This is a genomic window from Humisphaera borealis, from assembly GCF_015169395.1.
Taxonomy (GTDB): domain Bacteria; phylum Planctomycetota; class Phycisphaerae; order Tepidisphaerales; family Tepidisphaeraceae; genus Humisphaera; species Humisphaera borealis.
Genome location: NZ_CP063458.1, coordinates 2,880,123 through 2,895,290, shown reverse-complemented (window position 1 = coordinate 2,895,290; position 15,168 = coordinate 2,880,123). Strand labels below are relative to the sequence as shown.

The following is a 15,168-nucleotide window of genomic DNA, read 5'->3' as shown; positions in this document are numbered from 1 at the left end:
GGTTGAGGCGCAAAACTGCAGATCGCCACGGAGCGCATCATCAGGTCTGTCACCTCTCAGCGAGATGATGAAACTTGACGGCGGTGCCAACAGGCCCGAAGGGCCGAGATTTGGCCTTCCCCACGTTTGGTGGGCGCGGGTTGGGTTAACTGCGGCTCGCCTCGAACGATTCGGGGCTCTGATAGCCTAACGTGCTATGCAGCCGCTTTCGATTGTAGAACACCTCGATGTACTCAAAGATCGACTGCCGGGCCTCCGCCCGCGTCGCATACCTCGTCCCTTCCATCAGCTCGCTCTTGAGCGTGCTCCAGAAGCTCTCCATCGTCGCATTGTCCCAGCACTCGCCCGGATCGCTCATGCTCACCACCATCCCGTGCGATTGTAACAAATGCTGGTAGTCCTCCGACGCGTACGGTACTCCTCGGTCGCTATGGTGCAGCAGGCCCTTGCAAGGCTGCCGCTGCGCGATCGCCATCTGCAACGCCTCGGCCACCAGCTCCGTACGCATGTGCTGCGTCATCGACCAGCCGACGATCTTCCGCGAGTACAGATCCAGCACGCCCGCCAGGTAAAGCCAGCCCTCAGCGGTTTCGATGTAGGTGATGTCCGCCACCCACTTGCGGTCCGGACCCTCGGCGGCGAACTGCCGGTCCAGTACGTTCGTCGCCACCGGCTGCCCGTGCCCGCTGTCGGTCGTACGCGGCACGAAACGACGCCGACCTTTGGCTCGGATCTGCGCCTGCTTCATGATGGCAGCGACCGTGTTCTCACACACGCTTTGCCCCTCGCTTTTGAGCACCTGGTAGATCCGCGGGCTGCCGTACACCTGGCGGTTGGCCTCGTGCACGTCGCGGATCCGCACGAGCAGTTCCTGACGCCGACGCTGTCGCTCGCTGTCGGCACGACACCTCCAGGCGTAGAAGCCCGAGCGCGTGACCGACAACACCCGGCAACACGCTGCCAGCGGATAGTCGTCGAGCGTGCTGGCAATGAAGGCGAACCTCACTCCTGCTGGCTGGCAAAGAACGCCGTCGCTTTTTTTAGGATCTCACGCTCCATTCGCAAACGCGCGTTTTCGGTGCGCAGCTGCTGCAGCTCTTTGGCCATCGCCGCCGGCGAGGCCGAGTCGGGATCGGCCGTGTACTTCTCGATCCATTCGCGGATGCACTTGGGATCGACGCCGAGGTCCTTAGCCGCCTGCATTACCGATCGGCCCTGCTGGTGCACCAGCTTGACGGCACCCAGCTTGAACTCACGAGTGAACTTCCTACGACGCATGGCCAGCTCCTTCGGCAGGAGGGTATCCTGCCCAGTGAGCGCCCACCAAACGTGGGGAAGGCCAATTCTATAGCCCAGGGCAACGCCCTGGGACGAGTAGGTCCTGTGACGCAAGGCCTGAAAGGTCGGGATAACGAACGACGTATCGCGGCCCTTCAGGCCTCGAGCTCGAGGGGTTCTGGCCGTCCCAGGGCGATGCCCTGGGCTATAAAATGACGGCCCGTTGGGCCTGCGCACCTGGCCGTCGAGCGCTATTTCGGGACAGGACACGAAGAACTCACAGGGTGATGAACGCCAGGACGCCGAGATCCCAGGAATGCCACCTAAGGCAAGGGGACTCTCGGCGTCCTGGCGTTCAATCCTGCCCGGCCTATCCGACCGTGAACGTTCCCGACGACACGACGATGTTGTTCGCCTCGTCCGGCTCGGCGAAGGCGCTGAGCGTGTCGGCTTTGGCGGTCAGGTAGTAGGTTCCCGCCGGCAGGTTCGCCGGTACGCGGAACGACAGCCCGAAGGACTTGCTCTTGCCGGGCTTGATCGCGACGTTGCCCGACTTGGAAACCAGAAGCACGTCGTCGCTGGAACTGGTGTTGTCCGTCGAAGCAAAGATCGCGGCGGTCAGCGGCCCCTTGGCAGGCACATTGCCGAGATTCTGCACGCTCATTTTCACCGCCGCTTTCGCGCCGACCGCGACCGTGCCGGTGATACCGCGGTCAATCGCACTGCTCAGATCAACGACGGGTTCTGCCACGGAGAAAGTCGTGCCGCCGGCGACATCGGTCGTTGTTTGATCCGGCGCGGTAATCCGTGCCAGCAGCTGGTAGGTGCCCGCGGTCCCGATCGGCAGGAGCTTGACCGGCAGCTTCACATTCCGTGTCTGCCCCGGCTTCAGCTTGAGGTTCTGCTGCCTGGAGACGACCGCAGCGTCGCCGCTGTCGAGCGTCGCATCGGCCGAGACGCTGAGGGAGAAGGTGGTTTTTCCCTTGACCAGGGACGTCGTGGGATTGGTCACCGCGACGATCACTTTGCCGCCGACGAGCTTCTGCTGTCCGATCAGGCCCGCTGGGAGCTTGGTCGTGAGGGTGCCGGAAAGCGTTCCCTGCGTGGCACCGACGGGCGGCGGCGGCGACACAGGCGGTGGAGAGGTCGGTGGGGGCGAAGTCGGGGGCGAAACAGGCGGCGGGGAAACCGGTGGAGGCGACGTCGGCGGGGATGTGGGCGGCGGTGAGGTCGGTGGCGAGACCGGCGGAACGTCGCCGGTCGAGAGCCGTCGGGTGATGGTCACGCTGTAACTGCCCGAGGCCGCCAGGTCGCCCCGGGCAGACACGATCCGCATGTCCGCCTGAAGGTCACCCAGGAAGGCATTGGCCGATTCGCCGGTCTCACCTTCATTGAAGATGTATCCCTTGCCGCTGGTGCCGAACGTTCGATCGAGCGTGCCGTCGCCGTTATAGCGGATGACGGCGTCCTTGAAGTCCGAAGCGCCCGGCGTCGCTTCGACGCGCCCGAACAGTAGCACCTTGCCGCTGGTATCGAACGCCGCCTGGATGTCGTTGATCAGAGCGTTGGCGTCGAGCGCTTCGAACAGCAGGCCCTGGCTTCCGCCGGAACTGACTTTGGTCAGCACGGTCTTTGTCGGCCGCGTGTCGCCGAGCGCGACGAAGATGTCGCCGGTCGTGCCAACATCGATCCCGGCAACGTCGTCGATCTGCTCGCTGTTGACGAACGCCTGCCCGTTTCCACTGAAGGTGGAATCGGGATTGCCGTTGAGATTGAGGCGAATGAGACTGCCGTCGATCTCGACCGGCGTGGGTTGGCGGACGACGCTGGTGGCCAGCAGCACCTTGCCGTTGTTGGGCTGAATCGCGAGGAACGCCCCCGAGCCGAAGGCGAAGGGTGTCTCGGCGACACCGTCGTCGTCGAATGAAGCGTCGAGCGCGCCTTCGCTGAGCAGCCGGGCGGCGACCAGGACGTCCTGACTCTGGGCCTGGCTGAACGCCGATCCGCTGACGACGATCTTGCCCTCGGGCGTTTGGTCCACGTTCGTCGCGGTGAAGTCGAACGCGACGATCCCGTCGCCGCCGCCAAAGGCAGTGTCGAGCGTGCCGGCCGGCGTAAAGCGGGCCAGGAAGCTGCCTTCCGGCGCGGCGACGGTGCTGCCCAGGACGAGAATGCCGTTGTCCGACTGCACATAGATATCGACGACACTTCGGAGGACCGGCGAATAGAGAACGCCGTCGCCGTCGAACGTCGGATCGAGCTGGCCGCTGGCGTCGAGCCGGGCCAAAGCCAGTTCGCGGTCGTCAAAGGTCGGGCCTGCTTCGAGGCTGCCGGTGCGGTGGTCGCCTGCGACGACCGTCAGGCCGTTGCGGGAATCGAGCGAGAACAGTTCGACGCCCCTGTCGGCAAAATCGCTGTTGGCCGGCTGAGTGACGACCGGAAAGTTGATCGTTGCCCGCCCGCCGGTCCCGAATGCGGCATCCAGATCGCCGGCGGCGGCAAAAAGCTTGCGCCCTTCGAGCGATTCGAAGGCGGCTTTGGTGGCATGGGTCACGACGCGCCTCGCACGCGAGTTTCGGCGGTACAACAAAGTCATCGTTTTTACTCCTTTGGCCTGGGTCGTGAAAAAGCGTCGCCGGCAATGCACGCGGGTCGCCATCGCACGGCCTTGTGCTGCTGATGCGGGCACGCAGCGTCCAGCGTCGTGCCACAGCACATTCTGCCTCACGACGGGTCGTGAGGTCGTCTCATGACATGCGGCTGACGGATTTCGGCGTCTGCGGTCACAAAGTGCGGACGCGGGCGGACCTCTTGCATTGACGGTATCATTCCCACCACGCGCCGGGCACGGCACAAATCCTGCTTTGCCAGAAAATCGCTCCTTCTCACCTGAGGCTCATGCGGCATCTTCTTGCAACACGCTATGGCCGGCTCCTGACGTTCTTCCTTCTCTATGTAACGGAGGGGATCCCGCAGGGGTTCGCCTCGGTCGCAATTGCTTTTCAGATGCGCAAGCAGGGCCTGGGGCCGGCCGAGGTCGGTGCATTTGTTGCCTCGCTCTACCTGCCGTGGGCCTGGAAGGTGTTCGCCGGACCCGTGGTCGACCTGGTCTACTCCGAGCGGCTCGGAAAACGCCGCGCCTGGATCGTAGGCTGCCAGCTGATGATGTCGCTGACGCTGCTGGCGGCGTGGCCGATCGACTACTCGACCAATCTGCACCTGTTTTCGCTGATCATCGTCGTTCACAATGTTTTCGCCGCGACACAGGACGTCGCGATCGACGCGCTGGCCGTCACCGTCCTGCCCGAGAGCGAGCGAGGCACGGCCAACGGCTTCATGTTTGCCGGCGCCTACACGGGCGCGGGCATCGGCGGGGCGGGCGTGCTTTACCTCACTTCCGTCATCGGCTTTTCGAACAGTTTTTGGCTGGTCGCCGGATCGATCCTCCTGGTGACGGTATTCATCTCGCTCCGCATCCGCGAGCCGCGAACGGCGGTCGCGGTGCCACAGGCGGTCGTCCTGCAGCCGATCGCGATCCGTGAAGACGGGCGTGGCGCAACGATTCCACTCGAGTACGGCAGGGGCAATGACCTGCCCGAAATGACGGCCGAAAAGCTGCGGCCTGCCGACGTGCTTCCGTACCTCGGGAAACTCTTCAAATCGATGTTCGGAAACGCCAGGGCGTTGGCGGCATTCTTTTTCGCGCTGCTGCCAACCGGGGCGTTCGCCGTCAGCCTGACTGTCAGCCAGAACCTGTCGGCAGAGTTCGGGCTGTCGGAGGCAACGGTTGCCAACATCACCGTTGTCAGCACCATTCTTTCGGTCGGAGGATGTCTGTCCGGCGGGTTTCTGTCGGACCGCATCGGTCGTCGAAAGGCGATCTCGCTCTTTGCTATCCTGACGCTTATCCCCACCCTCGCGCTGGCGTGGCACCTCAACGCCAACGGGTGGATCATGCCGATCGACACCAAGGCGGCGAGCCGGCCCGTTCCTGCCGACGGGCTGGTGACGGCATTCATTGTCTGGGGGTTCATTTACTCTTACGTCATCGGACTGATCTACGGCTCGCGAACGGCGGGCTTCATGGACGTCAGCAACCCCGTCGTCGCCGCGACGCAGTTCACGGCGTACATGTCGCTGATGAATCTCGCGATGGCCTACAGCAGTTGGTGGCAGGGTTGGGCGATCGAGCACTGGGGCTACCCGAACATGCTGATCACCGATGCGGCGCTGGGCCTGATCTGCCTGGTTCCCCTGGCGCTGATGGCGCCGCGCAAGCCGATTCCCGCTCTCGAAACCACACCAATGCAGCCTGACGTTCAACACCCCGCGCAACCAACGGGTAGTCCGTGATACCGCCGGCGGTTCATGCCGCCGGTTGCGCCTGTGTTCGAAGCCGGAGTTTTTCCAAATGCGTTATCTTCGATCGATGGCCTGTATCGCGGCGTTGCTTGCCGCCATTCCCGCGCTGGCGGCGGCCGAACCGCGCCCCGGCGATCCCGACAGCAAGCCGGACGCCGCCCGCTTCGACCCCAACTACCCCGACATGAAGGAATGGGCGTCGGCCGGCGTTCGCGGCGGTATCCCGCTGCGAGACACCCTGAAGGTCGTCAAAACCATCAAGCCCGGCGACGACCTCCAGGCCGCGATCGACGCCGCCGCCAAGGAGTTCGCCGCATCGGCCGACCCGAAGAAACCCGAAGCCGATAAACCGGTGGTCGTTCTGCTCTCGACCGGCACCCACAGCATCCGCAAGGCGATCGAACTCCGCAGCGGCGTGGTCCTTCGCGGCCAGAACAAAGAACTGGCCGTCATCGAAAACACGCTGCGATCGACCAAGCTGTCGCCGGCGGCGTTCACCGTTCGGGCCGACAAGGTGCGCCTGGCGGGGATCGAAGACCTCACGCTGCGACACGAGGAAGTCGCCCGCCTGGGCCTGGCCGTCTACGCCGAGCGCGTGGCCGGGCCGAAGAACAATCCCAATGGCGTCAAGGATCTGCACGTCGGCGGCGTTGAGATCGAAGACAGCGAGGATTGCTGGCTCGACAACGTCAACATCCTGCACAGCGGATCGCACCCGCTCGATGCCGCCGGCCGTCGCATCACGGTGCGCGATGTACTGATCGACGGCGCGTTCAACAAGGGGGAAGAAGGTTCGCCCGCTGGCAGCGGCAACGTCTACTTCTCCGTCACCGGCGGCCTGTTCTACAACAACACCGTCAAGAACACGCGGCACTGCCTGGTCATCCGCGACACGCTTTCGGGCGGCGACTGCAAGTTCAATGTCATGCTCGACTGCAACTTCCAGGGGGACGTCAACTACCACGGCAATCGGAAGGACTCCGGCCGCAATCTGTTCGAAGGCGTTTTCGTCCGATCGCTGACCAGTCATGGCTGGCCCGCCTGGGCTTACTGGAAGCGCGAGGAGATCGGCCTGGGGAACCTGGCGTACAAGAGCATCGGCTGGGGCGGCAGCAACGCCGACAAGTTCGAGAGCACCAAGCCGGATGTCGTGTACACGTTCACCGGGATTCGCGACCCCAATATTCTCGCGCCCGTCGAGAAGCCGGCCCCCACGGCCGGCACCCTTTATGCCGTCACCGCCACCCGCCCGACCCGCCCCGAATCACTCGGCACCTGGCCGAAGAACCCCGGCGAGGCTCGGGACATGATGCTCAAGCGGATGATCGCCAGCCCGATCAAGTAATGGCCAGCGCTCGGATGTCACGCCGTCCCCCCAAGCTGAACTACGCTTCCGGCCGGGCCGGTGCGGCCCCTTTAACGACCAAACGGCGAAGACTGATCGTCGCTGCGTGCTGCTTTGGCGTCTCGTGGCTGGTGTGGCTTGTGATCGGGTTTGTGACCTTCGATTCAGTTGATGACACCTGGTACCAGTGGTTCCTCTTCCTGGTGGGAGGTGCCGGGACCGCAAGCGGCATTGTCATGTTCGCGATCGCGCATGTGATCATGGAACTACTGAGCAGCGACTGACTGCGGCACGGGCGGTTGCACGCCCGTGCCGGCTCGTTGCGATCAGTACAGCCGCGTCGACTGCGTGCCGATGACCGGTTCGGTCAGGCTTTCGCTCGTCATCTCGGCGCGGAAACGCACGTCGCCGGCCTCCTCGGCTTTGACTTCAACCAGCCATGTCACGGTTTGCCCCGCGTCGAGCTTCGAAAGCGGCTCGAATGTGATCTTGCCATCGACCGACTTCGCCGGCGTCGGGCCTGTGGCCTGGATGAACTTCATCTGCACGGGCAGGGTGGCAACGATCCGGACGTTCCGGTCCGGTCCTGATCCGCCGTTGCTGACGACGATGCGGTACCGTGTCATCTCGCCGACGCGAACGGGATCATCGACGTCGGTCACCTGGATGTCCGGTGCGGCGATCGTCTTGACGTCGGTGTAACTGGTGGCCGACACCGCGTCGGCGCAGTCGGACTTGGCCGTCGCCTTGACGGTCATGGGGCCGCCGACGGTGGGGCGTGCGGTGATGCGGACCTTCTTCGAAGCACCCGGCTCGATAACGCCGACGGCATATCCCGCCCCGGCCGCTGGCCGGGATGTCGCCACGGCTGCCGGCGCGGGGTACTGCACCGCGGCCCCGGCGTCGGCGGTCGCCGACAGCGTGGTGTTGCGGGCGGCGGCGTCGCCGGTGTTGGTGATGGTGATTTCGTAACCGCCCGCCTTGCCGACATACTCCGACGCCGGCCCGGTCATCGCGATCGCGAGCTTCGGCGCATGGACCGCCGTCGGAAGCTCCGCCGATTGCGTGGCCGTACCGAACCCGCGGGCCTGGGCGCGGGTGGCGTATTCACCGGTCTTGGCCGCGCGGACCCTGATCGTGAACGATTTGCTTTGGTCCTGCGGCAGATCGCCGACGGGAATGCGAATGCTGCTCTTCCCGTCTTCGGTCGTGATGCCTTCAGGCAACGCCTCGTCAATTCGCACGTCGGTTTCGGTGCCCACGCCCACGTTGGCGATGATGTAGCGGAACTCGATCGCGTCGCACAAATCGGCGTGGCGCGGGGCTTCCTTCGTCAACTTCAGGATCGGGTTGATCACGTCCGTCCCACCGGCCAGCACCGGCGTGTAGGTGACCGTGCTGCGGGTATCGAGCTTGCCCAGTTCGTCCGACACGCCCGCCACGGTGATCTGCTTTACCTGTCCCGGTTCCAGCGTGCCAATCAGATACTCCTGGGCGATGACGCCACGCTTTTCGCGGCGTGTCGCGGTGCCCCACCAGGTTCCGTCGACGTCGCGGACGTAGCCGATGTTCTGCACGTACCGGACGTCCTTGCCATCGCGTGGCGACATTGACGGCGGGGGAGGAACGGTCGCCGCCGGCGTCGGCGAAAGCGGGTTGGCGGGGCGGGTGGCTGGCGCACTCGTATCGAGCGGGTTGGCGATCGGCGGCTGGGCGGGATCTTCCGGTTCGACCGCTCTCCCGCTCGCTGCACCCGCCTCGGCCGGCAAGGTCGTTCCGGGTGCGACCTCATTGGGGTCCTTCGCGACGGCGAACGACGGCGGGAAGTCCTCGCGCACCACTACGCCGGCGATCGGCCATTCCTTTAGGTTCGTCACGGTGATCTGGTACTTGTAAATCTGCCCGAGCCGGGCCTGCGTGGGGAACTTCTTCTCCAGCAAGATCACGCTCGTCCCGCGGTCGCCAGTCGGGTAGGCCAGCACCTGGCTGGAGGTTTCCTTCTCCTTGTTTCGAATGATGTCGGGGACCGGCGCGGTCGTCGCCTGGGCGACGGGCTGCGACGACGGCTTCATCACCGCCGGCTCGATCGGACTGGAAGGCGCACATCCGACCGCCAACACAACGGCGGCGATCGCGAGGGCAACGGTGCGGGCGGTGGCGACAAGGGTAGGTCGATTCATGGGACGTTCTTGGAGTGGTTCGAAACATCCGGGCGATGAGCCCGTTTGCTTCCTGCGAAACATCAGACAACCGGATTCAGTGATCGTTCGTGCGGTCAGCCTGCGTCTGATTGGCGTGGCGGTCAAGGTCGATAACCACCGGCCGATTGAAGAAACCCAATGATTTCATGCGTATCATTACGCAACCGAATGGTGCTATCCTCTGTTATGGCAGCCATTTGAGAGCCGCCGGCTGACAGAATTGGCGCGAATAGAAAACGATCGTCGCCGGTAGAGCGTATAACTGAGCGTCAGAGTTCCGTGAACACATGACCGCCGGCGTCCAACGCATCTTCTCCATCCTGACGGCCTTTGCGATCGCATTGGCCGGGAGTCGGTGTGTCTGCGCCTCCGCGGCGATGCCGGCGCATCACGCCGCCGTCGATAGCACGACTGTCGCGGTGTCGGCGTCGCCGGACGTCGTCGCCGGCACGGCTCACGCGTGCTGCGCAACATCCAAGGCAGACCAGCCGGATCATCGACCCGCCCACGCGCCCAAGCCGGCCACGCCTACTCCGACAGGCTGCAATCATTGCAAGGTCAGCCAGGCCGCACCGGTTGTCGGCGATGCCAGATCGGCTGGCGACGGGTTGGGGTTCGAACCGGCTTTCGCCTTCATCCCGCTCGCGACGAGCCTTCTCTCCCAGACCGGCGACTACTTGTCGCTGCAGCCCACGACGGATCCACCCCGGCTTCGAGACGGGCTTACGCTCCTTTCACTTCACTGCTCTCTCCTGAATTGATCATCGGCCGTCGATGCTGACGTCGCGCCCGCCCGGCGCTGCGGTGCCGTTTGGTGCCGCGGGGCGGCCTCTGCGATTTCCTTCTTCGATATCCCGATCTCAATCTCAGGAGAAGCCATGAACTGGCAACTTGTCCCATTTGCATTGTTGTCCGTGCTGATCGGCGGATGCACCGCCGCCACCTCTTCTTCGTCGTCTATGGGTCCGAACCATCCGGCCAGTCCGGCAGCGATGGAGACCCCGCACGCCGCGCGAAGTACGACACTGGCGTCCGCGGTTCTGGCGGAAGCGACCGCCCAGCCGGCCGCGCACGATCACGGTCAGGCCTCGGCCGGCGACAACGCCGCTCACCAACACGCCGCGGCACCGGCCACGGCTCCAGCCCTCTATACCTGTCCGATGCACCCGGAAGTGATCTCGACCAAAGCCGATGACCGCTGCCCCAAGTGTGGCATGAAGCTGAAGCTGAAACCCGCAACCCAGCCGACCGCGTCTCCGGTTGCCGTCAGCGAGCAAGCCGGGCACAACCACGGCGCATCCGCCGCGACAACGCAGCCGACTTCGGCTTCCGACTCGGGCGGCCACGCCGGGCACGCGGGCGCGATGCACGCCTGTCCCATGCATCCCCAGGTCGTGTCCGCCGACGCGGACGCCAAGTGCCCCAAGTGCGGCATGAAGCTCAAGCCGATCCCCGCTACGCAGTCAGCCACCACGGCTCCGGCCGCGGGGCACGATCATGGAGGGCATTGACCCATGGCCGATCCCATCACTTTCCGTGCTGTCGTGATATCTAGCCTTCTGCTCGTCGCGGCGGGCTGCGCCGACGTCCCCCGCGAGGCCGGTTTTGCCGACGTGAAACAGAACGTCTCCGAGCGCACCGGCCTGGAGGTCCGCTGGAACCAGGGCACCGAAGCCGACAAAGCCGTCGAGGCCCGCGTCGCCGAGATGCTTCGGTCTGAATTGTCGGCCGAGCAGGCGGTGCAGATCGCGCTGCTGAACAACCGGCACCTTCAGGCGACCTACGAAGACCTGATGATCGCCCAGGCCGACCTCGTCGCCGCGGGGCTGCTTCGAAACCCCGTGTTCGACGGCAACATCCGATTCTCGACCACCGGCGGCGGCACGGCGGTCGAGCTGGCACTCGTGCAGGACTTTATCGATCTGCTCTACATCCCCCTGCGCCAGCGCATCGCGGGCAGCGAGTTCGCCGCCGCCAAGCTGCGCGTCACCGGTGCCGTGCTCGATTTGGCCGGCGAGACACGCACCGCGTTCTTCTCGATGCAGGCTTCGCAGCAGATGCTGGAACTTCGCCGACAGGTCCTGGCGGCAACCGACGCCTCTTACGACATCGCCAAACGTCTGCGGGCGGCCGGCAACACCCGCGAGCTCGACCTGTTTACCGAGCAAGCGCTTTTCGAGCGAAGCAAGCTCGACGTGCGGGCCGCCGAGGCGCAGACGGTTCGGCATCGCGAGCGGCTGAACCGGATGATGGGCCTCTGGGGCACGCCCGCCGCCGAGTGGAAGGTCGCCGGTCGGCTGCCGGACCTGCCGGACGCGCCTGCAGACGTCGGGCTCGCAGACGGCCTGGAATCCCGTGCCGTGGAACGAAGCCTGGATCTGCAACTGCGACGCCAGAAGATCGAGGCGGCGTCACAGACGCTCGGACTCGCCGCACCGTATGGCCTGCTGTCCGAAGTCTCGCTCGGCGTGATCGCCGATCGTGACAACGACGGCAGCTGGGGCGTTGGCCCGGCCTTCTCGCTGCCCATCCCGCTGTTCGATCAGGGCCAGCCCGCCGTCGCCAAAGCGCAGGCCGAACTGCGCCGCGCCCATCAGCGCTACGCCGCCATCGCTGTCGATGTGCGGTCTCGAACCCGCGAAGCCTGCGAAGCGGTCATCGCCGCCCACGAACAGGCCGACTACCACCGGAAGGTGATCCTGCCGCTGCGGCAAAAGATCGTCGATCAGACGCAGCTTCAGTACAACGCGATGCAGGCCAGCCCGCTGCAACTCGTTGACGCCAGGCAACAGCAGATCGATGCCGGGGCAGGGTACGTCCGCGCAGTCCGGGATTACTGGCTGGCAAGAGCAGAACTGGATCAGCTCCTGCTCGGCAGAATGCCCGCCGCCGACGACACAAACGCCAACGACAATGAAGGCTCCGCAGCACCGGCCGGTGGCCGGGGAGGTCACTAAGATGTCCGATCGCTCTAGCAACCATGACAACCACGCATCGACGTTCAGCCTTGCAACTCGCGTACTGTCCCGCCGACGAATGCTGGCCGCCACGGCGACCGCCGTCGCCGGCGGGGCGCTTCACCACAACGGCATAGCCTCGGCGCAGGACGCCGCATCCCGCCCCGCGAATGCCAACCCGGGTGCCGCGCTCCCCCCGGGCGAACCGGGCAAAGACTACAACCCCGTCATCGTCCCCAACGGCTGGACGCTGCCGTACAAGATCGTCGACGGCGTCAAAGTCTTTCACATGGTCGCCGAAGAAGTCGACCACGAGTTCGCGCCCGGACTGCGCGCCCGCTGCTGGGGCTACAACGGCTCGGTCCATGGTCCGTGCATCGAAGCCGTCGAAGGCGATCGCGTTCGCTTTTTCGTGACGAATCGGCTGGGTGCGGCGACCACCGTCCACTGGCACGGGCTCATCGTCCCCAACGGCATGGATGGCGTCGGCGGCCTGTCGCAAAAAGCCATCCCGCCCGGCGAAACCTACGCCTACGAGTTCACGCTCCGCCAGAACGGCACCTTCATGTACCACTCCCATCACGACGAAATGACCCAGATGGGCATGGGCATGGTCGGCATGATCGTCGTGCACCCGCGTGGCGTGCCGCCCGACCAGCGACCCGACCGCGACTTCGTCCTTCAGACGCACGAATGGGCGATCAAAGTGGGCACCAACCGCCCCGACCCCAACGTCATGACCGATTTCAACGTGCTGACTTTTAACGCCAGGGCCTTCCCCGGAACCGCGCCGCTCGTCGCGAAACTGGGCGACAAGGTCCGCATGCGCTTCGGCAACCTGTCGGCGATGGATCATCACCCCATTCACCTGCACGGCTACTACTTCAAGGTCACCGAGACCGACGGCGGCCGCATCCCCGAGGCCGGCCAGTGGCCGGAAACCACCGTGCTCGTGCCGGTCGGTTCCACACGCACCGTCGAGTTCGTCGCCGACAACCTCGGCGACTGGGCCATGCACTGCCACATGACCCACCACGTGATGAACCAGATGGGGCACGGCCTGCCCAACATGATCGGCGTCGATCCCGCCGGCCTCGACGACAAGATACGCAAGCTCCTGCCCGACTACATGACCATGGGCCAGCACGGCATGGGCGACATGGGGGACATGGGGATGGCCGTTCCGCCCAACAGCATTCCCATGGTCGGCGGCAAAGGACCGCACGACTACATCACCATGGGCGGCATGTTCACCATCCTGAAGGTGCGCGAAACGCTCCCCAACGGAGACAACGCCGATCCCGGCTGGTACCAGGACAAGCCCGGCGACCGATCGCTGCCGGCAACGGCCGAGCAGTTGCAAGCCAACGGCATCGCCGCCGACGGCAGCACCGCGCCCAAGCCGCCCCCGGGCATCGCTGCCGCGGCTCGGCCAAAAGGCAATCCATCAACCGGCCCGACAACCAGACCGACGCCGGCCGGTACCTCCCCACATCAGCACTGAGTTCCGCGCCCGTTTCTAACAGGACCGACCGCCCATGAGAACAGCGAGACCAAACAGCCCCAGGCCAATCCGCTGCTGCGCCGCGGCCCCGTTCTGGGCCGCAGCGCTGCTCGTCATGGTACTGCTCGCCTCGGCACTGGCGTCCACCGCGCAGGCGGTCGCCGCGGTGGACGCGCCAGCCGTCAAAACGCTTCGCGTCCCCGACCGCGGCATCTTTCCGCAGGCCGCGATCGACTCCCGCGGACGGCTGCACCTGATGTACGTCAAAGGCGATCCCATGGCCGCCGACGCCTACTACGTCCGCTCGGACGACGGCGGGGCGACCTTCACCAAACCCATCCGGGTCAACAGCGGGCCCGAAAGCGTCATCGTCACCGGAACCGTTCGCGGCCCGCACCTGTCCGTCGGCCGTGGCGATCGGATCCACGTCGCATGGATGGGCTCTTCCAAGGCCGAGCCCAAGTCGGGCAAGCTCGCCCCCATGCTCTACACCCGGCTCAACGACGCCGGCGACGCGTTCGAACCGCAACGCAACGTCGGGGCCGGACACCCCGGCCTCGACGGCGGCGGGTCCGTCGCCGCCGATGCCGACGGCAACGTCTACGTCGCTTGGCACGCACCGGCCCATCCCGGCAAGTCCGAAGGCGAAGAGGGGCGACAAGTCTGGATCAGCCGATCCCAGGACGACGGCAAAACCTTCGCCCCCGAAACCGCCGCCAACCCCCAACCCAATGGCGTGTGCGCCTGCTGCGGCATGCGCATTTACTGCGGCGACAAAGGTCGCGTGCTGATCCTGTACCGCTCGGCGAGCCAGGCCATCCACCGCGATATCCAGATGCTCGTGTCCGACGACCACGGCAAATCGTTTCAGGTCGCCGTCGCCGACCCCTGGCAGGTCGCGACCTGCGTCATGAGCACCGCCGCCTGTACCAGCGTGGCGGCCGATGGCGGCCGGTCGCTCGCCGCCGCATGGGAGACGACCGGGCAGATTCGCGTCGCGCTGCTGACCGCCGGTGCGACCAAGCCCACTGTCATGATGTCGGTGCCCGGCGACGGAAAGAGCCGCAAGCACCCCAGCGTCGCCGCGAATTCCCGCGGACAAATACTGGTCGCCTGGGCCGAAGGCACCGGCTGGAACAAGGGAGGAACCCTCGCCTGGCAGCTCTTCGATGCCGCTGGCAAACCGATCGCCGGCGAGTCCGGCCAGGCACCCGGCATCCCGGTTTGGAGCGTCCCCTCCGCCGTCGCGCTGCCCGACGGCTCCTTCCGCGTCATCTATTGAACGCACGCCGCCGGCTGAAGAACCGGGATGGAACACGTCCTGTGCACGCCGAACTGAACCGCAGATTGCGCAGATGTCGCAGATTGCTTTCTCCCAAATCTGCGCAATCTGCGCAATCTGCGGTTCATTTCAGCATTCTCGGAGCAGACGAGTTGGCGACAAACGCGGGGCACTGAGGACCCGACATCCAGCCTCTCATCACGCCAACACCTTGGGTCCCCGGGCGCCCCTCCGTGTCT

General features: G+C 65.2%; 11 protein-coding genes. 8 read left to right on the top strand and 3 right to left on the bottom strand.

Translation table 11 applies throughout. The annotated features are described in order from the left end of the window. Nucleotides 1-145: 145 nt before the first annotated feature. Nucleotides 146-1,278 (bottom strand): IS3 family transposase gene (locus IPV69_RS10785; RefSeq protein ID WP_206295115.1). Its coding sequence is split into 2 segments (ribosomal slippage): nucleotides 146-1,030 and nucleotides 1,033-1,278, totalling 1,131 coding nucleotides; the frame shifts between segments, so codons are not numbered across the junction. Nucleotides 1,279-1,648: 370 nt separating this feature from the next. Continuing rightward, entirely contained in the window at nucleotides 1,649-3,832 is a 2,184-nt protein-coding gene (locus tag IPV69_RS10780) for a CARDB domain-containing protein (protein WP_206295114.1), read from the bottom strand. Between the two features lie 344 nt (nucleotides 3,833-4,176). On the opposite strand from IPV69_RS10780, the gene IPV69_RS10775 reads away from it, so the two are divergent. From IPV69_RS10775 to IPV69_RS10765, 3 genes are read left to right on the top strand one after another with little or no spacing between them, the layout of a single operon-like run. After that, complete coding sequence (locus IPV69_RS10775) at nucleotides 4,177-5,631, top strand: MFS transporter (RefSeq protein ID WP_206295113.1); 1,455 nt, start codon at nucleotides 4,177-4,179, stop codon at nucleotides 5,629-5,631. Nucleotides 5,632-5,689: 58 nt separating this feature from the next. Continuing rightward, complete coding sequence (locus IPV69_RS10770; RefSeq protein ID WP_206295112.1) at nucleotides 5,690-6,985, top strand: right-handed parallel beta-helix repeat-containing protein; 1,296 nt, start codon at nucleotides 5,690-5,692, stop codon at nucleotides 6,983-6,985. A gap of 14 nt (nucleotides 6,986-6,999) precedes the next feature. Beyond that, nucleotides 7,000-7,269 carry a hypothetical protein gene (locus IPV69_RS10765; RefSeq protein ID WP_206295111.1) on the top strand — a complete coding sequence of 90 codons (270 nt, stop codon included), beginning with the start codon at nucleotides 7,000-7,002 and terminating at the stop codon, nucleotides 7,267-7,269. Between the two features lie 42 nt (nucleotides 7,270-7,311). On the opposite strand, the gene IPV69_RS10760 is transcribed toward IPV69_RS10765, so the two are convergent. Beyond that, entirely contained in the window at nucleotides 7,312-9,165 is a 1,854-nt protein-coding gene (locus IPV69_RS10760) for a COG1361 family protein (protein WP_206295110.1), read from the bottom strand. Nucleotides 9,166-9,473: 308 nt separating this feature from the next. Between IPV69_RS10760 and IPV69_RS10755 the strand changes: the two genes are divergently transcribed. From IPV69_RS10755 to IPV69_RS10735, 5 genes are all read left to right on the top strand, one after another. Next, nucleotides 9,474-9,947: a hypothetical protein gene (locus IPV69_RS10755; protein WP_206295109.1), complete on the top strand. Its 474-nt coding sequence runs from the start codon at nucleotides 9,474-9,476 to the stop codon at nucleotides 9,945-9,947. Between the two features lie 117 nt (nucleotides 9,948-10,064). Further along, nucleotides 10,065-10,697 (top strand): heavy metal-binding domain-containing protein, encoded by a 633-nt coding sequence (locus tag IPV69_RS10750; protein WP_206295108.1) that lies wholly within the window; start codon nucleotides 10,065-10,067, stop codon nucleotides 10,695-10,697. 3 nt (nucleotides 10,698-10,700) lie between these two features. Beyond that, a complete protein-coding gene (locus IPV69_RS10745; RefSeq protein ID WP_206295107.1) occupies nucleotides 10,701-12,143 on the top strand; it encodes a TolC family protein in 1,443 nt (480 codons plus the stop codon). Nucleotides 12,144-12,222: 79 nt separating this feature from the next. Further along, nucleotides 12,223-13,647 (top strand): multicopper oxidase family protein, encoded by a 1,425-nt coding sequence (locus tag IPV69_RS10740; RefSeq protein ID WP_390884404.1) that lies wholly within the window; start codon nucleotides 12,223-12,225, stop codon nucleotides 13,645-13,647. Nucleotides 13,648-13,681: 34 nt separating this feature from the next. After that, nucleotides 13,682-14,929 (top strand): sialidase family protein, encoded by a 1,248-nt coding sequence (locus tag IPV69_RS10735; protein WP_206295105.1) that lies wholly within the window; start codon nucleotides 13,682-13,684, stop codon nucleotides 14,927-14,929. Nucleotides 14,930-15,168: the final 239 nt, after the last annotated feature.